Origin of the sequence: Collinsella tanakaei YIT 12063, assembly GCF_000225705.1 — a bacterium.
Taxonomy (GTDB): Bacteria; Actinomycetota; Coriobacteriia; order Coriobacteriales; family Coriobacteriaceae; genus Collinsella; species Collinsella tanakaei.
This window is the reverse complement of the sequence record NZ_JH126470.1, coordinates 178,583-199,908: the sequence shown is the minus strand read 5'-3', so window position 1 is coordinate 199,908 and position 21,326 is coordinate 178,583. Positions and strand designations below refer to the sequence as shown.

General features: G+C 64.4%; 12 protein-coding genes. 6 read left to right on the top strand and 6 right to left on the bottom strand.

Annotated features, from left to right (window positions below; translation table 11 throughout):
* Positions 1–282: 282 nt before the first annotated feature.
* The 3 genes from HMPREF9452_RS07550 to HMPREF9452_RS07535 all read right to left on the bottom strand — a co-directional run bounded on the left by HMPREF9452_RS07550 (position 283) and on the right by HMPREF9452_RS07535 (position 4,386).
* The gene (locus tag HMPREF9452_RS07550; RefSeq protein WP_050797645.1) at positions 283–1,170 is read right to left on the bottom strand and encodes a CPBP family intramembrane glutamic endopeptidase; all 888 of its coding nucleotides are present in this window, start codon (positions 1,168–1,170) and stop codon (positions 283–285) included.
* Positions 1,171–1,443: 273 nt separating this feature from the next.
* Positions 1,444–1,665, bottom strand: a complete 222-nt coding sequence (locus HMPREF9452_RS07545) for a type II toxin-antitoxin system RelB/DinJ family antitoxin (RefSeq protein ID WP_009141544.1) — start codon at positions 1,663–1,665, stop codon at positions 1,444–1,446.
* A 681-nt stretch (positions 1,666–2,346) separates the two neighbouring features.
* Positions 2,347–4,386: a DEAD/DEAH box helicase gene (locus HMPREF9452_RS07535; RefSeq protein ID WP_009141543.1), complete on the bottom strand. Its 2,040-nt coding sequence runs from the start codon at positions 4,384–4,386 to the stop codon at positions 2,347–2,349.
* Between the two features lie 437 nt (positions 4,387–4,823).
* Between HMPREF9452_RS07535 and HMPREF9452_RS12175 the strand changes: the two genes are divergently transcribed.
* From HMPREF9452_RS12175 to HMPREF9452_RS07510, 6 genes are all read left to right on the top strand, one after another.
* A complete protein-coding gene (locus HMPREF9452_RS12175) occupies positions 4,824–5,270 on the top strand; it encodes a heavy-metal-associated domain-containing protein (RefSeq protein WP_315968582.1) in 447 nt (148 codons plus the stop codon).
* Positions 5,182–7,179 (top strand): copper-translocating P-type ATPase, encoded by a 1,998-nt coding sequence (locus tag HMPREF9452_RS07530; protein ID WP_232205037.1) that lies wholly within the window; start codon positions 5,182–5,184, stop codon positions 7,177–7,179. The genes HMPREF9452_RS12175 and HMPREF9452_RS07530 overlap by 89 nt, the downstream gene beginning before the upstream one ends.
* Before the next feature lie 107 nt (positions 7,180–7,286).
* Positions 7,287–7,508, top strand: coding sequence for a heavy-metal-associated domain-containing protein (locus HMPREF9452_RS07525; protein WP_009141541.1), 222 nt, complete (start codon positions 7,287–7,289; stop codon positions 7,506–7,508).
* Positions 7,509–7,521: 13 nt separating this feature from the next.
* Positions 7,522–7,794, top strand: a complete 273-nt coding sequence (locus HMPREF9452_RS07520) for a metal-sensing transcriptional repressor (RefSeq protein ID WP_009141540.1) — start codon at positions 7,522–7,524, stop codon at positions 7,792–7,794.
* Positions 7,795–7,977: 183 nt separating this feature from the next.
* On the top strand, positions 7,978–8,466 hold the full coding sequence (locus tag HMPREF9452_RS07515; RefSeq protein WP_009141539.1) for a hypothetical protein: 489 nt from the start codon (positions 7,978–7,980) through the stop codon (positions 8,464–8,466).
* A 240-nt stretch (positions 8,467–8,706) separates the two neighbouring features.
* Positions 8,707–9,660: a hypothetical protein gene (locus HMPREF9452_RS07510; RefSeq protein ID WP_009141538.1), complete on the top strand. Its 954-nt coding sequence runs from the start codon at positions 8,707–8,709 to the stop codon at positions 9,658–9,660.
* A gap of 501 nt (positions 9,661–10,161) precedes the next feature.
* Here the strand turns inward: HMPREF9452_RS07510 and dnaE are convergent.
* The 3 genes from dnaE to HMPREF9452_RS07495 all read right to left on the bottom strand — a co-directional run bounded on the left by dnaE (position 10,162) and on the right by HMPREF9452_RS07495 (position 21,094).
* Positions 10,162–13,968 (bottom strand): DNA polymerase III subunit alpha, encoded by a 3,807-nt coding sequence (gene dnaE / locus HMPREF9452_RS07505; protein WP_009141537.1) that lies wholly within the window; start codon positions 13,966–13,968, stop codon positions 10,162–10,164.
* Between the two features lie 217 nt (positions 13,969–14,185).
* The gene (locus HMPREF9452_RS07500; RefSeq protein WP_009141536.1) at positions 14,186–17,863 is read right to left on the bottom strand and encodes a UvrD-helicase domain-containing protein; all 3,678 of its coding nucleotides are present in this window, start codon (positions 17,861–17,863) and stop codon (positions 14,186–14,188) included.
* Positions 17,864–21,094 (bottom strand): PD-(D/E)XK nuclease family protein, encoded by a 3,231-nt coding sequence (locus tag HMPREF9452_RS07495; RefSeq protein ID WP_147568254.1) that lies wholly within the window; start codon positions 21,092–21,094, stop codon positions 17,864–17,866.
* Between the last annotated feature and the right edge of the window lie 232 nt (positions 21,095–21,326).

The following is a 21,326-nucleotide window of genomic DNA, read 5'->3' as shown; positions in this document are numbered from 1 at the left end:
GGCAGCGGTGCCGACGGGCGCAGCGGTGGCCGCGGCGCTGGCAGGGGCGGCGGCAACGGCAGGAGCGCGAGTCGCGGGGGCGGCAAGGGACGCAGCACGCGCAACGGCAAAGGTTCATCGTCCAAACAATAGAAATAACCACGTTTGAATAAAAGGGAGAACCACTTGTTGCGGTTCTCCCTTTTTGATTGCGAATTGTATAAACACGCCGGTCGCACCGGACGCGCACAAGGCTGGGGCATGGGCGCGAACGCGTCATGGCTCGGCCCAGGCACCGGCTCGTCAGTCCGCGGGCGGATTGGGCGACGGCTCCTCGCCGGCGGGCGCATGGTGACGGGGCGCGCCCCACGCCATGGCGAACAGCCTTGTCCCCGCGATGAGGCAGGCCAGCAAAAGGGCGATGAACGCGACGTCGGGCAGCGCGGCGGAAATGGGCTCGATGATGTAGGACGCCGCGTTGATGGAGAGATGGAGCACCATGGGATAGCGAAGGTCTCGTGTTTTCCAATAGACCCAGCCCATTGCCAAGCCCAGCAAAAACGCGTAGGTGCTTTGGACGATGTTGAGATGCAGCAGACCGAACGCGGCGGCTTGCAGGGCGTTTGCAATCCAGAACATGCGGTCGTTGATGGGCGCATGGGACGCGGGGCCACGGTAGCCGCTCACGGCGCGCAAGGCGTACTCGAGCATGACGCCGCGGCACACGATCTCCTCGCCCACCGCCGCCAGCACCGTTACCGAAAGCACGCTCAGCAAGGAGAAATCGCTTGAACCGGCGCCGGCAGAATCCATGAGCTCGGTGTACTCGTCCATAACATCTGGAAACAGCGGCAAGATCAGCGTGAGCGCCACGCCCAACACGAATTGAAGGCCTACTCCCAGCAGCGCCAAACCGGCGACGGATCCCAAACGGAGCTTGAGCGGGGGAAGCGATTCCGGGCGCGGAACAAGGGTACTTCGCGCAACGTGGCGCCACCAGGGCCACATCGCCACGATTCGCACCGCCTGGGTGAGGACGACTATTGGGGTAAGGCTATCTATCAGCGCTGCCGCCTGCGCCTGGGGCAGCACGCCCGCCTGGGCCGCGAGCTCTATGAGCAGCACGCCGACTGCGGAAAAGACGATTTGGACCATCATGTCGGTCGCCACCACGCCCGCTAGCGACGCCACCCATCTCCAGCGATGCGAACGGCGGGGCTGATCGATGGGAGCTGGCGACGATGAGGGTGCAGGCGCTGGCAGCGGAGGCTCGCCCGCCGGGCGCGGAGCCTCTTCTGTTGGACGCGTGGCCCCTCCCTCCGAGTTCGCAGGCTCTTCTGCGGAAACCTCGGCCAACGAAACCGGCGCTGGATGCAGGGGCTCCTTTGTTGGGGCAGACCCGCCAAGGTCATTGCTGAAATCTTGAGTCATTTGGGCTCCCGTCGGACAAGTTGCCTTTACGGGTTATTCCCCATCTGAGGCCATAGGTTGCACGGAGGCGCGCGGCGCCCCGAGAACGCCCGCGGGAGAGATGTCGAAGGGGAACGTGCCGCACCTGTTGAAGGCGGCGATGAACATTCGTATCGCGTTTGAAGGAGTTGTCCCCACTTGCTGGGTCGCAGCCGCGAAGGCCGCCTTTTCTTCAGGCAAGACCTTCGCGACGACCGGGGTCATGTGCTCTGCCATGGTTAGTCCTAACAGATATGACACTAGTACGTTTGCGCGCGCAAGCGGCTGGGCAAAAAGCGCGCGCCGGGTGTGATTCTGGTGCGTTGGTATTACATAGTATTACTTAGTTATACCCCGTGGCAAAGAATATACCAGATGCTCGCTAAGAGCGCAACGGACGGGAGAGCCTATTCGAAAGTGAAGGCGAAAATGAGAGGTTTAGATGGTCGGTGGATGAGGCGGAAGCTCCTTGAAATAGGTCGTACCGCCTTGGGTTGGTCAATGAGGGCCACGAAGCGGGGATCCCCCGGCTTATGCACGGACCAAAAGGATCGATTTAGCGACTTCTATAGCGCGACGATCTCCCAGCGAGCCCTGACGCTATGCAGCACCATGTAGCGCTAATTATTCTTGGCGACATTACTCTAATATACGTCTGTTAGAAGACAGATGACGCAGCGCACGTAGAAAGGCCGGCAGGCCTTCAGGGCCTTTCGGAGCCCGGCGCTACCCGCCTCGCGGCCCTCATTGACCATCCTGAAAAGGTACGACTTTTAAGACTGAAAACCAGCTGCATAAAACGATTGATTTCGACGCTTAGATTGCATATCGAACCAATAGGCGCAAAAAAGCGGGCCCAGTAAAGGACCCGCCTTGAAATGAGAGCAAGCTATGTTGGATCTGGCTGCGCCCTGGCGATTAAGCGCGACCGGAGCGTCCACCGCGGTCTCCCGGGCGACGGCTGCCGCCGCGATTGTTTGCGTGGGGCGCAGAGTGGCCGCCGCGCGAGCCGTAGTTACCGCGATTGTCGCGCCCGCCGGCACGTCCGCCGCGAGAACCGCGTCCGCGACGGTCGCTGGGCTCATCGTAGTTGCGCCAGGTATCGCGGGCGCTACGCGGAGTAGCCAGTACCTCCTCGCCGCGAGGACGGTCAAAGCGGTCGGAACGGGGGCGGTCCGAACGAGAGGAGCCGCTGCGAGCGCGGTCGAAACGCTGCTCGCCGGAACGGTTGCGACCGGATCGGCCGCGACCGGAGCGCTCGGAACGGGAGGCGCGGTCGAAGCGCTCGGAACGGGAGGCGCGGTCCGCGCGATCGCTATTAGAGCCGCGGCCGTCGCGGTCGCGACGCCGCTTGGAGTCGGAGGCCTCCTGCGCGCGCACGCGGGTCTTTCCCGCGCGCTTGCGTCGAGACGGCTTGGGCGCGGCCTCGAGAGCCTCGTCGCGCGGGCCGTCCTCGCGAGCCGGCTTGGCAGCGCGAGCGGCGGCTTGGCGCTCGGCCTTGGCATTCTCGTCGAAAGAGCGCTTGCAACGAGGCTTGGCCTCACCGGAGTCGACCGCGGGGCGCTCATCGCGCTGCTTTCGCGGACGACGGGGGGCACGCCCCTCGCCCTTGGGCTTGGAGCCCGCCTCCGCCTTGGCGCGGCGACGCTTCTTGGCCTTCTTGCCAGCGGGCTTGTCTGCCGGAACGCGATCGGGGTCGACGGCGGGCGGGTTCTCGCCCAACTCGAGGCCCTCGGCATCGTAAAGGTCCGCGGTCTTGCCCATCAACGCCTCGATGTCGAAGAACTCATCGATGTCCTGGCTGGTCACAATAGTGACGGCCCAGCCCACTTCGCCCGCGCGGCCGGTGCGGCCGATGCGGTGGATGTAGTCCACGGGCTCCTCAGGCACGTCGAAGTTGACCACGTAGCGCACGTCGGTAACGTCGATGCCGCGGGCGAGAACGTCGGTCGCCACCAGCACGTCGCACTTGCCGGCGCGGAACGCCTTGAGCGCCCGCTCGCGCTGGGCCTGGCTGCGGTCGCCGTGGATAGCGGCGCAGGAAATGCCGGCGCGCGCCAGGCGGCGGCAGCACGTGTCGGCGCGGCGCTTGGTGCGGGTGAAGACGATGACGCGCTCGGTGCCCTGCGCAAGCAGCAGGTCTGCCAGGACCCCGTTCTTCGCCTCAAGCGAGACGGGCAGCAGGTACTGCTCGACGGTCTCGGCGGTGGAGGTGGCAGGGGCGATCTCGACGCGCGCCGGGTCGCTCACCAGATCGGTGATGGAGCCCACGGCGGCCTCGTCCAAGGTCGCAGAGAACAGCAGGGTCTGTCGATCGGCGGGCGTATAGCTCACGATCTTGCGGACGGCGGGCAGAAAGCCCATGTCGAGCATGCGGTCGGCCTCGTCCAAAACCAGGACCTGGACCTCGTCCAGCATGCAGGCGCCCTGGTCGATGAGGTCGACCAGGCGGCCCGGCGTGGCGACCAGGATGTCGCACCCGCGCTTGAGGGCGCTCTTCTGGGGGTTGTAGGACACGCCGCCCACCACGGTGACGGCGGTATGACGGGTGCGGGCGGCGACCTTCTTGCAGACGTCGTCGATCTGCTGGGCGAGCTCGCGCGTGGGCGTGATGATGAGCATGCGGGGACCGCAGCCCACGGACATCGCGCGGCCGCGAGCGCGCTTGACACGCGGCAGCCTGCTCATGGTGGGCAGCAAGAAGGCGGCCGTCTTGCCGGTGCCGGTCTGCGCGGCGGCAAGGATATCTCGGCCGGCCAGGACCTGCGGAATCGCCATTGCCTGGACGGGAGTGGCGTGCTCGTAGCCAAGGTCTTCCACCGCGGCCAGGACCTCATCGGAAAGGCCAAGGTCAGCGAAGCGGGCGAGCTCATCGGCAGCGTCCGCGGATTTGGACGAGAAAGAGGCGTCGGCGGCGGTGTCGAGCATCTCGAGCTCATCGTTGTTCTGTGCAGTCATGCAGTTGTTTCCATTCTGGCAGGGTTCGCCGGCCGATCGGTCGCGCGTCTGGAGCGCAGTCGGCGCCGCGCGAACGCTGCAGGTTAGTTATCAGGCAAATTCAAAGGCGCGCGGGAGGGTGGATGCCGCGCGGGCGGATCGCGAAAGCCGTCGGGCCGTGGCGATGGAGCAGGTTCCGCCAAGCGCTAAGTATATGGGGCATCGCGCCGTTCCTCCCCTACCGCGAATAAACAAGCACTCAAACCCCACGTTTACCGCCCAAGTTGCAACGTCTGCCGATTGGATATGGCAACACCGCGCGCTAATCGTATAGGGCGCTAGCGAAAACGGCGCGCCCCACGTCCTTGCGAGAATTGACGTTTTTTCGGCTTCTCATACACCCCCAGGGGGTGTGGGTGATATAGTAAGCCGCAGTAAACACGCGAGAGGGACATGCTATGGCTCATGAGAGATTCGATGTTGGGGGCATGACGTGCGCCGCCTGCCAAGCGCACGTTGACAAGGCGGTCTGCAAACTCGACGGCGTGCAGGAGGTCGCCGTCAACCTGCTCTCCGGCTCCATGACGGTCGACTTCGATCCTGACAGAGTAAGCGCGGAGGAGATCTGCTCCGCCGTGGACCGGGCGGGCTACACGGCCTCCCTCGCCGGCGGGTCGAGCGGGCGCGCCGGGCACGGACGGGGCCGCCGGGGCGGCAGGCGGCGCGCGCTTGACGGGAGCGGCGGGAGCTTCTCGTCCAGAATCGCCCACAAAGAAGCTGCAGGCGACCGCAGATGCCATGAAGGGGCGCCTTGCGGTGTCGCTGGCGTTTTTGGTCCCGTTGTTCTACATAGGCATGGGCCATATGCTAGGCTGGCCGCTACCCGCCGCGCTGGGCGACCATGACCACGCCATGACGCTGGCGTTGGCCGAGCTGTTGCTGTTGCTGCCGATCCTGTACGTGAACAGGTCGTACTTCACCGGCGGGTTCAAGTCGCTGATCCACGGCGCGCCAACCATGGACGCGCTGATCGCCATTGGCGCGAGCGCCAGCGTGGCGTGGTCGGTCTACGCGATGTTCGTCATGGCCGACCAGCTGGCGGTGGGCGATGTCAACGCCGCGGCGGCAACGGCAATGGACAACCTGTACTTTGAGAGTGCCGGAACCATCTTGTCGCTGGTCACGGTAGGCAAGTACCTGGAGACTCGCGCAAAGTCCAAGACGGGCGGAGCCATTGAGAAGCTCATCGACCTGGCGCCCAAGACCGCGTGCGTTGTGGACGAGGACGGCAGCGAATCCACCGTGGCGGCAGAGGCGATCCTACCCGGCCAGGTCATACGCGTGCGCCCCGGCGAATCCGTGCCCGTAGACGGCGTTGTGCTGGAAGGCGCAAGCTCCATCGATGAGAGCGCGCTGACCGGCGAGTCGATCCCCGTAGAGAAGAACCCCGGCGACACCGTATCCGCCGCGACCATCAACCGCACGGGCACGTTCACGTTCCGCGTCACCCGCGTGGGCGCGGATACCAGCTTGGCCAAGATCATCCAGCTGGTAGAGGACGCCAACGCAACCAAAGCGCCCATCGCCCGCCTGGCGGACAAGGTCGCCGGCGTCTTTGTTCCCGTGGTGCTGGCGATCGCCGCGGTGACGTTTACCGCATGGATGTTTTTCACTGGCGACGTCAACGAGGCGCTTACCGCAGCGGTCGCCGTGGTGGTTATCAGCTGCCCGTGCGCGCTTGGCCTGGCCACGCCCGTCGCCATCATGGTGGGCACCGGCAAGGGCGCGGAGATGGGCGTGCTGTTCAAGAACGCCGAGGCGCTTGAGAACCTGCGCGGCGTTGGCACCGTGGTGCTGGACAAGACCGGCACCATCACCGCGGGAACCCCCAGCGTGACCGATGTCCTGCCCGCCACCGGCCCGGACGGCGCGCCCGTCATGAGCGAGAAGGCGCTGATGAAGCTCGCCGCCGCACTCGAGAAGGGCAGCGAGCACCCACTGGCGGAAGCCATCATGGCGCGCGCGGACCAGATGGGCATAGTCGCGCGCCGCGTGGAAGACTTCCAAGCGCTGCCCGGCCGCGGCGTGACCGCGCGCGAGGGCGCCAACCAGGTCGCCGCCGGCAACGACCGCCTTATGGCCGATCTTGGCATAGAGGTCGACCAGGCCATGCGAGAAAGCTTTGCCCACGAGGGCAAGACGCCGCTGTTCTTTGCCAAGAACGGGCGCCTTGTTGGAACCGTTGCGGTTGCGGACGAGGTCAAGCCCACCAGCGCTCAAGCCATCGCCGCTCTGGATCGCCTGGGCATCAAGACCGTTATGCTCACCGGCGACAACGCGTTGACCGCGCAGGCGATCGCAAAACGCGTGGGCGTGGCGCGGGTGGTCGCGGACGTCTTGCCCGCTGACAAGGAGCGTTTGGTACGCGAGCTGCAAGACGCCGGCGAGCGCGTGGCGATGGTTGGAGACGGCATCAACGACTCCCCCGCCCTGGCGCGAGCCGACGTTGGCCTGGCGATAGGCGCCGGCGCGGACGTGGCCAAAGAGGGCGCGGACGTGGTTCTTATGCACAGCGACCTTGTGGACGTGGCGCGCGCCATCGAGCTATCGCGAGCGGTAATCCGCAACATCAAGCAGGACCTGTTCTGGGCCCTGTTCTACAATTCCCTTGGCATCCCGCTGGCGGCGGGCGTCTTCTTCCCCATCTTGGGATGGCAGCTCTCGCCCATGTTCGGCGCGGCAGCCATGAGCCTCTCGTCGCTGTTCGTGGTGGGCAACGCCCTTCGCTTGCGCGGATTCAGGGCGAGCGAGTAGCAGCGTGGTGTCCGCGCAAGCGAATATGCGACGATGCGGCCCCGTCGCTTCCTTGGCATGCGCCTCCATACCCTTGGCATTACACCTTTGATTGAAAGGACGACATCGTGAAGTACATCATCAAGACCGAAGGCCTTATGTGCGGCCACTGCGACGCATCTGTGGAGACCGAGCTTTTGAAGGTCGCCGGCGTGACCGACGCCGACGCTGACCACGAAACCCAGACCGTTGAAGTCGAGACCAGCGAGGCCGTCGACACCAACCTGCTCGCTCAGGCGGTACATGCCGCTGGCGAGAAATTCCACGCCCTCAGCGTCACCGAAGCCTAAGGCGGGCTGCGCCATGATGGCAGACCACGATCGCACGATGCGACTGCTCAAGACGGCGCGGGGCCAGATCGACGGCATTATGCGCATGGTCGAGGAGGACCGCTACTGCATCGACATATCCACCCAGCTGATGGCGACGCAGTCGCTTCTCGCCCGCGTAAACGCCGACGTCCTCAAAGCCCATATCGAGCACTGCGTGCGCAAGGCGGCGGACTCCGGCTCGCCGCTGGAAAAGGAGCAGAAACTGCAGGAGATCGAGAAGGTCATCGATAAGCTCGCGAAGTAGTGCGCCGATCCCCGACCGCCGCTACCCAGCGAGCCTGCGGTGTCGCGACATCCCGCTAGCGGTATCCTCGTCCACAAAATGGAGCGAGGATGCCGCTTTTTTGCGCTTTTAGCGCGGCGCGGCGGGTTGGGTGGCGTAGCATTGGGCATAATTGGTCTTTGACCATAGTGAAGGAGCTTGCACATGCAGGATTTTATGAAAGGACGCTACGGCGTCGATGACCTTACCCTTAGCCTTGGCGTGCTTGGCATGGTTCTCGCCCTGATAGGGTCGCTTGCCAGCCTGGCGCCGCTTTCTTGGATCGCGCTTGTGGTGGTGGTCCTGGCGATCTTGCGCGCATTCTCCAAGAGCATTCCAGCCCGCGAGCGCGAGAACCAGATGTTCTTGGATCTGGCACACAAGATTCCGGTTGTAGGGCCGCACATTGGCTGGCTTGACCGCGAAAAGGGCCCGAGCCCCGCATCGAGCGCGTCCGCACAGCGCCCCGCCCAGGGCTCCGGCCCCGACTTTGGCCGCACCAAGCGCACCGCCGAGCGCATGTGGCGCGAGCGCAAGACCACGCTGTTCTTCCGCTGCAAGACCTGCGGTGCCATTCTTTCCGTTCCGCGCGGCAAGGGCCACATCCGCGTGACCTGCCCGCGCTGCGGCGCCAAGGTGGAAAAGGTTTCCTAATCGAAGGGCTCGGCAGGCGATGGTAGTTTGCCATGACCTGCAAAGACGGCGCTTCTGTTTGCATGCATTTGATGAACTCGCTGGAGATTGAGGTCTCTGGCGAGTTTTTTTCTTTGATACGAACAGCGCCATCTACCTGCGAAAACGCAACCCTGCATAGATACGGGGTGTGCCGCAGAGATACTTTTTGAAAGAATTGAACGACACTGAGCGGGCGCGCTGCGAGATAGCATTCGCGGCATGAGTATCTGTATTTGCAACACATCGGCCCTTGAGGCACTTCGATCGAGCGGACGGCTGCTGCCCACCTTGCTGGACGGCCCCCGCTGCTCGCAGCTGGATGACACGCCCGTCCCTCATCCAATCATGCTCCATGACGATATGGCGCGCATTGGGTTAAAGGAAGAGCCGTACCACATCCTTGTTCCTACAAAACGGCTTCGCTATGCGCGTAAAGACGTTGTCTACCACATCAGGGAGCGTCCGTTGCCTTTCCAAACGCTTTTGCGCAGCGAACACGGCGGACCGCTTATCACCGGGCCGGAGCTGCTTTTCTGCGACCTTGCCCTCTCCCCCGACTATGGCGCGATCGACCTTATAGAGCTTGGCTACGAGCTGTGCGGCACCTACCTCATCAGCGATTGCTGGAACGGCTATATCTCCAGCGCGGTGTGCGCCACATCGACAGAGAAGATCCAGCGCGTGGTCGACGACCTTACAGGGCGGCCCGGCATCGATGTGGCCCGCAAGGCGCTTCGGCACGTTCGCGATGGATCGAACTCCCCCATGGAGACGGCACTCGCCATGATGCTCAGCCTGCCCAAGCACCTTGGAGGACAGAACCTGGGACCTATCAGCCTTAACCATCCCGTGGTCACGTCCCAGGGAACCAAGTACGTTGACGTGGCGTTCCCCGAGGCAAAGGTGGGACTGGAGTACAAAGGCAGGGATGCGCACTCGATAGAAAAGACCGCGCGCGATGACCGGAGACAAAACACGCTCTCGGGATCGGGGTGGACCATCCTTTCCGTGTGGTACGAGGACCTTGTCCAAGACCACCTCTATGGCAAGTTCCTCCAAGAGCTGGCAAAGGTGCTGCATGTACGCCTGCGAACGCTCAGTAAAAGCTATGAGGCGCGGCAAATCGTGCTAAGGGCTCGGCTCTTGCCTGCAATTGAGAAATATTCTCGATAATGATCCGCGCGTCGAGCAAAACTGTCCAATCGGCTCTTGGGTAACACCCGGAAATGATGGACATTAAACCGTCCTCGATCGGGTTGGCAGCTGAGTGCCACGAGGTGGGTAAAACCCAACCGCTCGATTTTTATGCAATTAGTACACTTGTTGTATAAATTACGTTTTACTCGAATCTGCAACTATTATTTAAAAGCTTGAAGCGCTCTTGTGCGTGACCTCTGACAAAAAAGAAAGCACCAAACGGCTCGAGTCTCGAGAGGATGGCTCTAAGACAGTCCCCATGGCACTAAAGGGGAACTTTCCTCCTTTGGCCAAACGGGTTCGTACCCACCTCGTGGCCCTCAGCTGCCACAGCGAAAGGCAACGGTTTTTCAGCGAGCTAAAATGAGGCAAAAACATGAATAAAGATCCGGTCAAACCGCATACTCGGCTCTTTACGACAAAACCCCTCGCTGCAAAAAGCAAGAGGGCCACCCGCAAAGGCGGCCCTCTTCGCAATTAGATGATGGTAACGCGGCCCTTCACACCCACGATGCCCTTGACCTCGGCGAGCAGCGGGATCGAACGAGCATTCACGCGCGCGGGAATCTCGGCGCGCATGGTCTGGCCATCTGCCTGCTCGATAAAGAGCTCGACACGGTCGCCGCCCGGGTTGGTGGCGAGCACCGTCGCCAAGCGCGACATGTTGGACTGGCTAAAACGCGAGCTTGGAACCATGATCTCGAAGACCTTAGGGCGGTTGGTCTCCTCGTTGAGCTCCAGCGGCAAGATCTCCTGGGCGATGATCTGGTCGCCTCGGTCGGAGCGTTCGAGCTTGCCGTGGACGCGGATGAACGCATCGGAGAGCACCGCGCCGGTTTCGGGATCGGTCTCGCCGTAGAGATAGCCCTCCGCCTCCTTGTAGGTCTTGGGGAAGACCACCACTGTAGCCTCGCCTTCCATATCCTCCAAGGTGACGATTGCCATGGGGTCGCCATTTTTGGTGACGCGCTTGGAGACATCGGACACCATGCCAGCGAACCAGAACTGCTTGCCCTCGGGAATCTCCTGGTTGATGGTTCCCTCGCCGGTGGGAGACGCGGTCTCATAGCCGGTATCGATCTGGGACAGCGAGAACTCGCGCGCCTTGCCCAGGGCGTACTCGTAAGGACGCAGCGGATGGTCGGAGACGTAGATGCCCAAAACGTCGCGCTCCTGGGAGAGCTTCATGTGACGATCCCACTCCTGGCCATCGGGCTCGGGAACGACGACCTCGAAGCCGGAACCCTCGACATCGCCGAACACATCGAACAGCGAGGTCTGGCCGTTCGCACGGTCCTTCTGGCGCTTTACGGCGGCGTCGATGATGTTCTCGGGGTTCTCCTTGTCCACAAAGTGCATCATCTGGCGGCGCGGGTAACCGGAGTTATCGAACGCGCCCGCTCGGATAAGCGCCTCGATGACGCGGCGGTTCGCCTGGCTGGAGTCCACGCGCTCGACAAAATCGTGCAGGTTCTTGTACGGGCCGTTCGCCTCGCGCTCGTCGATGATGGCCTGCGCCACGCCCTCGCCCACGCCTCGGATGCCGGCAAGGCCGAAACGGACGCCCTCGGCCGTAGCCGTGAACTCCTTACCGGACTCGTTGACGTCAGGGGGCAGGACGGGGATGCCATCGTGACGGCACGCGGAGACGTAGTGAACGATCTTCTCGGTCTTACCGGTGTAGGAGGTAAGAACCGCCGCCATGTACTCGTGCGGGTAGTGCGCCTTGAGCCAAGCGGTCTGCATAACCAGGATCGCATAGCCGGCGGAGTGCGACTTGTTGAACGCGTAGGATGCGAACTCGAGAACGTCGTCCCAGATGCGCTGGGCGACTTCGCGCTTATAGCCGTTGCGCTCCGCGCCGTTCATCCAGTGGTCGTAGATGGTCTCGTCCTCGCCGTCCGACCACTTGAAGACCTGGTCGGTCAGCATCTTGATCTTCTTCTTAGCAACCGGCTTACGGATGCGCGAGTCGGATTCGCCCTTGGAGAAGCCGCACATCTCGACCGAGATGAGCATAACCTGCTCCTGGTAGACCATGGTGCCGTAGGTTTCGCCCAAGATGCCGTCCAGGCGCGGGTCGTAGGAGACCGCCGGCTCCTTGCCGTTCATACGGTTGATATAGCTGGTAACCATGCCTGCGCCCAGCGGGCCCGGTCGGTACAGGGCGATCAATGCGACCACGTGCTTGTACTCGGTGGGCTTCATGTTCTTGATGGTCGCGGTCATGCCCGCGGACTCTACCTGGAACACGCCCGCGGTGCGGCCGGCGCTCATGAGCTCGAAGATCTTGGGGTCGTCGAACGGAATCTCGTCGGGGTTGATATCGATGCCGTAGTTAGCCTTGATGTTGGCCTTGGCCTTGGAGATAACCGTCAGGGTACGCAGGCCAAGGAAGTCCATCTTGAGCAGGCCCATGTCCGCGACCGTATGGCCTTCGTACTGGGTGATCTCGACGCCGCCCTTGGTGTCCAGCTTGGTGGGGACGTGCTCGTTGACCGCGTCGCGGCAGATTAGAACCGCGCATGCGTGCACGCCCTCGCCGCGGGTGAGGCCCTCGATGGAGAGCGCGGTATCGATGATGCGGCGCGCGTCGTCGTCGCGCTTGTACGCCTCCTCAAAGTCAGGGTTGTAGAGGTCTTCCTTGCCCGGCACCTTCTCCAGCACCTGGCGCAGCTTGACGGAGGGGTCGCTCGACACCATCTTGGACAGGCGCTGGCCCATGTAGACCGGGTAGTCCAAAACGCGGGCCGAGTCGTTGATGGCCTGCTTGGCCTTGATGGTCGAGTACGTGATGACGTGGGTAACCTTCTCGGGGCCGTAGAGCTGGCGGACGTGCTCCACCACCTCCAGGCGCCGCTCATCGTCGAAGTCCATATCGATATCGGGCATCTCGGTACGTTCGGGTGACAGGAACCTCTCGAACATCAAGCCGTTGCTCAAGGGGTCGAAGGTGGTGATGTCCATCGCGTATGCGACCAGTGCGCCCGCAGCCGAGCCACGGCCCGGGCCGACGCCGATGCCGTTTTGCTTAGCCCAGCGCACGTACTCCGCAACAATCAAGAAGTACGCGGCAAAGCCCTTATCGCAAATAACCTTGTATTCAAATTCAAAGCGCTCGCGAATGTCGACGCCGGCGATCTCCTTGCCGTCCCAATCCTCGCCGTAGCGCTTGGCCAAGCCCTCCTCGCACTCGCGGCGAAACTGGCTCTCATGCGTCTCGCCGGGGTCGAGCAGCGGGTAGTTAGGCAGGATGATGCTGTCCCAGTCCAACTCGACGTCGCACTTCTCGGCCAGCTCAACGGTGTTGTCGCACGCCTCGGGGCAGTACGGGAACATCGCGCGCATCTCGTCCTCGGACTTCATATAGAACTCCGAGCCCTGCATGCGCATACGGTTGGGGTCGTCCACCTTGGAGTTCATGCCGATGCACATCATGACGTCCTGCACCGGCGCGTCGTCGCGGGTGAGGTAGTGGAAGTCGTTTGTAGCGATGACCTTGACGCCTATCTGCTTGGCGATCTCGATCAGCTGGCGGTCCATCTGCTCGTCCGTCATGCCGGAATCCGTGGTGATGCCGTGCTCCTGGATCTCGATGTAGAAGCAGCCGGGCTCGAACAGGTCGCGGAAGGTCTCCGCCCATTCGAGCGCGCGAGGCAGGTCGCCGCGGTCGATCATCTTGGGGATGATGCCGGCGATACACGCCGAGCTCGCGATAAGGCCCTCGCGGTGGCGGCGCAGGTTGTCCAGGGTGACGCGCGGCTTGTAGTAGAAGCCGTCGACGGCCGCCTCGGAGACGGTCTGCATCAGGTTGACGTAGCCGGTCTGGTTGCGGGCGAAGAGCACCATGTGGTACAGCTCGGGCTTCTTGTCGCGCGCCAGGGTGTCATCCGGCGTGAAATAGACCTCGCAGCCAAAGATGGGCTTGATCACCAGCGGCGGCTTTACCGAGTCAACGCTGCCCTCGGCGTCCCACGCAGCCATATCCTTATGGAACTGCTCGTAGGCACGCGGGTCTTTCTCCGGATCGGGCTCCTCCAACTCTGCGCGGCGGCCCTTCTCCAAAAACGACTTGTCGTGACTCCAGGTCTTGTACTCCGGCGTGCCATGGTTAACCGCGTCGCATGCAAGGCCCAGCTCGGGAATGCCGTACATGTAGCCGTGGTCGGTCAGCGCAACTGCCGGCATGCCAAGCTCGACGGCGCGGCCCACCATGTCCTTGATACGAGTGGCGCCATCGAGCATCGAATACTCGGAGTGGTTGTGTAGGTGGACGAATGCCATGTGCGTAAACTCCGATCTGATGTGCTGAGAATTCGTCAGGGCCCGCGCAGCCCCACCGCCGCGCAAACCCCTTTTTGAACGCTATCGATTCTAACCGACCGTGCGGACGCCGCCTTGACCGCAACGCGGTATCGCCCAAAGCAACATAGCCTGTTCGGTTCTCTGGACGAGGGGTGCGGTCGCGCGCCCACCATACCGGCATGCGCGCCCTCGTCCGCTACATCTGGTAGCTCACAACCTGGGGCTGGCCCGGAGCCGCCGAATCTTCCACCTCCACACGTACAAACGCAAGGTCAACCCGCTCAAACCCCGCCTTGTGCAGCACATCGGCGTACACATGCGCCTGCAGGGCGTGCTTATCTTGCAGCTGCTCGGGCGTCTCCTGCGAAGACCCGCCTGTCTTGTAGTCGATCACCAGCGCGCGGGCGGGATCATCGGGATCGGTGCACAACAGGTCGATAGCGCCCTCCGCGAACTCGCCGAAACGCTCCGTCAGATCGTCCGCACCCAGCGAGAAGAACGGCACCTCCGCGCGGACCTGCGGCCAGGCCAGCGCCTCGGCGCGAATGGCGGACGAGCACCAACGATCAAGCGCCGCATCTAAGCGCTCGCGCTGCGCAGGCGTGCACCCCCAATAGCGCGCCAGGGCGTCGCGGCGAGCGGCGGGCACGCGGTCCTCCCCCAACTCGACCATCCACTGGCAAGCAGCGTGGAACGCGCTGCCCAGCGCCGTGGGATCGCCGTCGCGAGAGACGGCGGCATCAGCGGCCTCCGCAGAGTTCTGTTCGCCGGCGTCCCGCCCGTCGGCCTCCGTCACGGCCAGAGGCTCGAAAGCCTCGAAGTCATCCGCATCCTCCGGAGCATCGATAGAGGGGGCGGGCATCGCGCGGTCCTCATCCTCCCCATGCAGCTCTTTGGCTATGGACGAGTAGCTGTAGGATTCACGCGGGGCGCGCGGGGCCGCGCTCGCTCGCCACGGGCAGGCGGCGGGGGCCACCAGCGTGAACGTATCCGGCGCCCCGCCGTCGTCCGCCATGGGATCGCAGGCGGGCTCCCCCACAGCTGCGGCGTCGCCGGCGGCGGCAACAACGGCGGCGGTGCCGGCAGCAGCGTCGGCGTCCGCAGCAGCGGCGTCCTCGCCGATGAAGCAGCCATCCTCCACCGAGTAGTTTTGCGTATACGCCGCATCGCCGCACGCGAAGTCCTGCAGCGCAAGCAACTCGAAGTCGCCGCGGCGAGAATCCTCAAAACACAGCATGCCGCCGTTGAGCGCAGCGCCGGCGGGCAGAATCTGCTCGAGCACGCGACCCGTGAGGTCGGTATCATCGCGCAGGTCGAGCACCGGTTGCTTGTTTACCGATCGCACGGGCGCGTCCATGGCGAGCAGGCAGTACTCGCGGGCGCGCGTCATGGCGACGTAGAGCAGCCGCTCGCGCTCCTGCAGCTCAAGCCGGGTCTCGCGCTCGCTCATGGCAAGCCATGCGCCCGCAGCGGAATCGCTTGCACACACATCGTCCGCATATTCGCTGGTAAGCCACGCGCTGGAGCCTCCCAGGTACTTCTTGAACTCCTTCGCCACGTCATCGCCCTTGATGTACGCACCGTCCGCCGAGCGCGCCGAGGGAAACTGGCCGGGCAGCGCGACCAAGCTGATAGAGCCGTCATCGCCTCGCAGGCTTTGCAACTTGGCGTTGCCGGACCTAATGGAGAAGCACTCAGCCACCGCGACAACCGGGAACTCCAGGCCCTTGCTGGCGTGCACCGTCATGATGCGCACCGCGTTGCCGCCTTCCTCGTTGAGCGCGCCGGGGGCCTGCTTGCCCTCCAGGAACCTATCGTAGGCAAGGGCGACCTGGCGCGGCGCGGAACCCAGCTGCGCCTCCGCCTCCGCGATGGCGTCCAGGGCCTTGAGCACGTTGGCGGCGCGGGCGCGGCCCTCCGCCCCCTGGCCGGCCAAGCGAACCATCCAGCCGGACTGGTTCACCACGTCGCGGGCGATCGCGGCAAGGGGGTCGCGGCCCACGCGGGAAAGCGCGGGGCGCAGCACGGCGCGGGCGCGGTCCACCAGCGGCAGGTCGCGCAGGCCGTCCGCGTCCTCATCGCTCATGAGGCCGGCGTCTATGTTGCGGCGGCGGGTCTCACCCGTCTGCTCGTCCTTCGCGGTCGCCAGGGCCAAAAACTCCTGCGCACCCAGCGAGAACATGTCGCACGCCAACAGCGGCGCCAGGCCCTGCGCGGTATCCGCAAGGTTTGCCAGCGTCCACACCAGCGCGCGGACCGCAGCGGCCTCCTGCGTTTGGGCGAAGACCGAACCGCCCGAGATGACGCAGTCGAGCCCCTGGGCGCGGAAGGCGTCCGCGTACATGTTGGCACGCGGCATGCCGCCAAGCAGCAAGACCATGCCGCCCACGGGCTGGCCCGCGTCCGCCAGCTCGCGGAAGCGGCGGGCGATGGCCTGGGCGCGGGCCTGGGCGCGCTCCTGCGTGCTGCTGCCCGCGACCAGCAGGGCCTGACGACGGTTCACGCCGGTGGCGACCATGCCGTCCTTGCGGCCATCGTGCGCCTGCAGGTTGAGGAAGCCCTGCATAAGACCGCCGCGGCCCTGGGGCGTGCCGTCGAAGATGGCTGCCACGTAATCCAAGATCTCGGCATGGCTGCGGAAGTTCTTGACCAGCTGCACCACGCGGCCGGCGTCTGAGCCGCAGGCGGCGGCAGCCTCCACCTGCGCCTGGGCACGGCGGAACACATCGACCTCCGCGCCGCGGAACCGGTAGATCGACTGCTGGGCATCGCCCACCGTGCACAGGGCGCGGCCGCCCTCGCCGGTGAGGAAGTTGATAAGGTCCACCTGCTGCTGGTCGGTATCCTGGAACTCGTCGATCATCACCATCTTGAAGCGCGACCCGTAATCTTCGCGCATGGCGGGGCTGTCGCGCAGAGCTTGGTAGGTAAGGCGGAGCAGGTCGTTGTTGTCCAGCACGGAGCGGTCGAATTTCAGCTGGTTGTACTCGTCAAACACCGCATGCGCGATCTCAAGCAGCTGCTGGGTGGCGCGCGAGCCCAAGGCGAGGTAGGCGTTCACAAAGGCGTCCGCTTGCTCGGCCTTGAGCAGGTTCACCTGTTCTTTAGGCAGGTTCTTGCTTGAGCGCGGCGGCTTGCAGGCCATCATGCAGGCGATGAGGTTGCCCACGGTCTTCTCGCCCGCTTCAAACGCCTCGATCGCGGCGAGAGCAGCCTCCGCCGCCTTGGTGGCACCGGCGGTAATGCCCATGCAGCCACGGTACGCGTCCGCCAGGCCGTCCAGGTTAACGGAACCCTGCAGCATGCGCAGGTCGCTAAAGCCGTTGCGCGCGGCGGACGCCTTCTCTAGCAGCACTCGCAGCAGCGAGGTCACGCTGGTGCCGCCGCCAAAACCGCCCGGCGCGGACTCGCCGGCAAGCGGGTACCAGCCAAACAGGTCCCCATAGGCCGAGCCCTCGCGAGAAAGCACGCGCTCCACGGCCAAGTCCATAAGGTCGCCCGGATCCTCTAGCACGGAGAACTCCGGGTCTATGCCAAGCTCAAGCGCGTGGGCACGCAGAATACGCGAGCACATGCCGTGGATGGTCGATATCCAGGCATCGTCCACAGACAGCGCGGCGCGCTCCATTCCCTCTGCCACCAGGGCGGCGCGAACGCGCTCGCGAATCTCCGCGGCGGCATCCTTGGTAAACGTGATGGCCAGCACCTGGTCAAGACCATCGACAAACGGGCCGGACTCCGGCGACAGCGCCCACAGGATGCGACGCGTCAGCGTAAAGGTTTTGCCCGAACCCGCGCCCGCGGACACAAAGAGCTTGCGGTCCAGCGTGGTCACGATGTCGCGCTGCTGGGGCATAAGCGTTGATAGGTCCATTTACGCGTTCCTCCGCTTGAATCCTAGGGTGTGGTTAAAGTCGCAGCTTTGCTGCCGTGTGGACGAGGCGTGGATGTCGCCCGCCTCAAGCTGGTCGAGTTTGCGGGCAATCGTTGCCTCCACGCGGTCAAGCAGTGCATCGAAGCCCATGGCGCCGCCGTTTTCCTCGTCCGGAAAACCGCGCTTGAGACCGGGGATCATGCCGGGGTCAAGCTCCGCGTCCGCGCCGGCCACCACCAGCTCTGCGGATGCGGCGCCGTTCAACGCGGGCGACTTGCTCTTGGTAGAGAAGTACAGCGCGGCGCGCGAATCCAGCGCCAGGCCGGAATGGCGCAGCGCCTGCGCGTAGATGAGCGACTGCACGTGAGCGGGCAACCAGTCCGGGTCATCCGCCGGCACCTCGCCCGCCTTGTTCTCCACCGTGGGGTCCTTGACCTGGAACGCGCGCACGTCGGAGCGATGCTTGTAGTCGATCACCACCGCGCGCCCGTTTTGGTCCACGTCCACGCGGTCGATGCGGCCTCCCAGCGGGCGGCCGGCGTAGTCCACGCCCAGCTCGTTGAACGAGTACTCTAGGTAGGCGGGCGCAAACGGCGCCAGCGCGTCCGCCTCGTAGCGAAGCGCGGCCTCTAGCTGCGGCAAAATGTCATCCACCTGCAGGCTCTCCGTGCGCGACAACGGCACCAACGCGCCAGAACTGGAGGTCTTGCCGCGTTGATGCTCTGCGCGGACTGCATCGAACACATCGCGCAGACGCTGCAGGCACTCGTCCAGATTCGCCGGCGTCACGCGGCCCGTGCCGTCCTCCATAAGCTCCGCGTGCAGGCGGAACAGCACGTCATGCACAAAGTTGCCCTTCTCCATGTTGGAGAAGCCGGCGTCCAGCCCCTGCGGGCGAACGCGCGAGCCCATAAACCAGCACAGCGGGCAGGTAAGGTAGCTCTCGATTTGTGAGGCGGACAGCTGGCGCGGCACCAGCGGCCCATCCGGATTGGCGGGGTCGCGGCGGTACAAAACCAAATAGAGCACGGCTTCGCTCGACAGGTGCTGCGGCGCCAGGCACTCCACCTGCCGCACCCCCATATCGCGGCACGCCATGGGGTCGAAATTGGCGGCGACGTCGCCCTCGCCCACGGACCGTACCAGGGGCAACGTGGACGATTCCTCTTTGCCAGACGCCTGCGCGCGGGCGAGCAGCTCCGTCCAGATCGCAGCCGGATAGCGGTCTTTTGCCTGTCGGTCATGCGTGACGCGGGCCAGCGTTGCGGTGCAAGTAGCGCTAAGGGCCCGGCCAAACAGGTCTCGCAGGCGGGCGGCGGAATCAATCGAAACGGTAGGGACGCCGCGCGCCTCCTGCATGGTCACCAACGGGCCCTCCGGCCGGTTGAGCGGATAGGACTCTATGTCAACATCTGCCAGCAGCATGGCGTCGACGCTGCCCGGCTCAAGCAGCGCGGCGTCTGCGGGCGTCATAAAGCGGACGAGGACCTGCGGCGCGGCGTCGGCCGCGGCAACGCCCGTGTCAGCATCGGCGCCCCCGTCGGCATCCTCGCTCGGCGGACGGGCGGCGATTCGCTCCTCCACCACCACGCACACGCCGTCCAGCGCCGTCGCGGCAACGGCCTGCGACACATCCAGCAAGCGGGCCGTGTTCATGAGGGCGTCCGCCGCGGCGTCTGCCATCGCGGCCTCCACGGCGGCGTTCACGTTGCCGGCATCAGAGCCGTGAGCGAATGCGGGCAGGGCGCGGGCGGCCGCCGCCATCGACTTGAAGGCGGAGACGGGACGGCCCTGCCACAGGTAGTTCACCACGTCGGCGCAAACCGCGGGCACGCCAGCAAAGGGGTTGCCCGCATCCAGCTTGGCACGGGCCGCATTGATCCTGCCCTGGTGGCTCTGCAGCGCGCGCAGGGCCGCTTGCGGCGTCATGCAGCGGTTTTGGCGAATCTTCTTATCGAACATGCGGGCGGTGGAAGCGTCCGCACCAGATATGGGCGAGTACAACCAGTCGGTCAGTTCGGGCGCCGGCCACCACAGGGCACCGGGAGCCTCCTCGTTCTCAACGGCCTGCATGCGCTCCACCACATCGGATAGCGTCGCAAACTGCCTGCCCACGGCCGTCTGCCCAAAGCGCGCGAAGTACGTGCACGTAGCGGCGATATCGCGCGCGGCCAGGTACGGTGCCAGGTCCGCAGCCAGCTTTGAGGGCTTGGCGCACACCACGGCGACGTTGACCCGGCCGCTCTGCGCGCCCGTGGCAGCCCTGCAAGAAGCAGCGCGCTCTGCCGCCAAACGAACAATCTCATCTGCATACGCGCGGTCGCGGGCATGCGGGCCGGCCACCTCTAAGAAGCGAGGCTCCGCGGCATGCGGCAGCTCCTCATCCGCGGCGGGCCGTGCCTCCCCCGCCGCAGGCGCAGCCGCCGCGCGGCCCGCCGCGAGCGTCACCGCATCAAGGTCGAGCGGGCCCTCGCATGCAACATGCGCCCGAATCTCCTCGGCAAAAGACGCCTGCTGCGGGTTCAGCAGCAGACGGACCTCGCCCATGCGCGCCACGCGAGAAAGCAGGCGCCAGTCGCGTGCGGGCAGCATGGTCACGTCGCGCAGCACCACAAAGCGGGCACATGCGGGCAAGCCGTCATCAAACATCGCACCCAGCTGCTCTGCAGCCGTCACGGGCTCAATCATCTGCCGGCTATCAAGCGCGGCCGCATACGCGTCCAGCAGCTCAAGCACCACGCGCTCGGAATCATCGTCCACAAACTTACCCGGAGCAGCCGGCGTAGCCAGGCCAGCAGGCGCCATGTCGCTCGCGCCCACCGCAGCGGCACCTGCGTCGCAATCCGCCCCGTAAGCATAGGGAAGAAGATCGCGGGCCATGCGCGCCAGCATGCGAACGGTGCCGGGATTCGCGCGCAACGGCGCCAGGTCATCCGCAGAACGAGCGGCCACAACGTCTGCCATAAGCATGTTGCGCTCAATGCCCTTGACCATGCGGCGGCCGTCGCCCATAAGCTCCCAAAGCGACTCTATCCACAAAAGCGACGTGGTCACATCAACGCCAACGCCAACACCGGCACGCGCCAGAGCCGCTCGGCACGCATCGCGCTCGCGGCGGGACGGAACCAGCAGCACGGCGCGCCCGCACGCGCGCACGGCATCGCTTATAAGAGAGATCTCCTGCTCAAGCAGGCAAGCACCCGCCCGCGTAGATATCAACTGAAACGCCATAGCCTCTTCACCTTCGCCCTCGCCCGTCACGGCGCCTCTGCACCGCCGCCAGCCATGCCCGGCACGGCCCGACCTTCAAACCAGCCTATCGATTACATGTCATTCTATGCTACACGTTCGTGCGGACATAAAAACAAAAACGGCACCCCGCCCACAAAGCAGGATGCCGAATGATGCCGTGACAAGCACTGCGCAAAGCCCGATGTCAAACCGCGCGCATCGCGGCCAAACA

Coding starts and splice junctions, on each gene's coding strand:
- HMPREF9452_RS07545 (WP_009141544.1), bottom strand. CDS start 1,665: ATGGCAGAGCACATGACCCCGGTCGTCGCGAAGGTCTTGCCTGAAGAA.
- HMPREF9452_RS07535 (WP_009141543.1), bottom strand. CDS start 4,386: ATGACTGCACAGAACAACGATGAGCTCGAGATGCTCGACACCGCCGCC.
- HMPREF9452_RS12175 (WP_315968582.1), top strand. CDS start 4,824: ATGGCTCATGAGAGATTCGATGTTGGGGGCATGACGTGCGCCGCCTGC.
- HMPREF9452_RS07520 (WP_009141540.1), top strand. CDS start 7,522: ATGATGGCAGACCACGATCGCACGATGCGACTGCTCAAGACGGCGCGG.
- HMPREF9452_RS07515 (WP_009141539.1), top strand. CDS start 7,978: ATGCAGGATTTTATGAAAGGACGCTACGGCGTCGATGACCTTACCCTT.
- HMPREF9452_RS07510 (WP_009141538.1), top strand. CDS start 8,707: ATGAGTATCTGTATTTGCAACACATCGGCCCTTGAGGCACTTCGATCG.
- dnaE (WP_009141537.1), bottom strand. CDS start 13,968: ATGGCATTCGTCCACCTACACAACCACTCCGAGTATTCGATGCTCGAT.
- HMPREF9452_RS07500 (WP_009141536.1), bottom strand. CDS start 17,863: ATGGACCTATCAACGCTTATGCCCCAGCAGCGCGACATCGTGACCACG.
- HMPREF9452_RS07495 (WP_147568254.1), bottom strand. CDS start 21,094: ATGGCGTTTCAGTTGATATCTACGCGGGCGGGTGCTTGCCTGCTTGAG.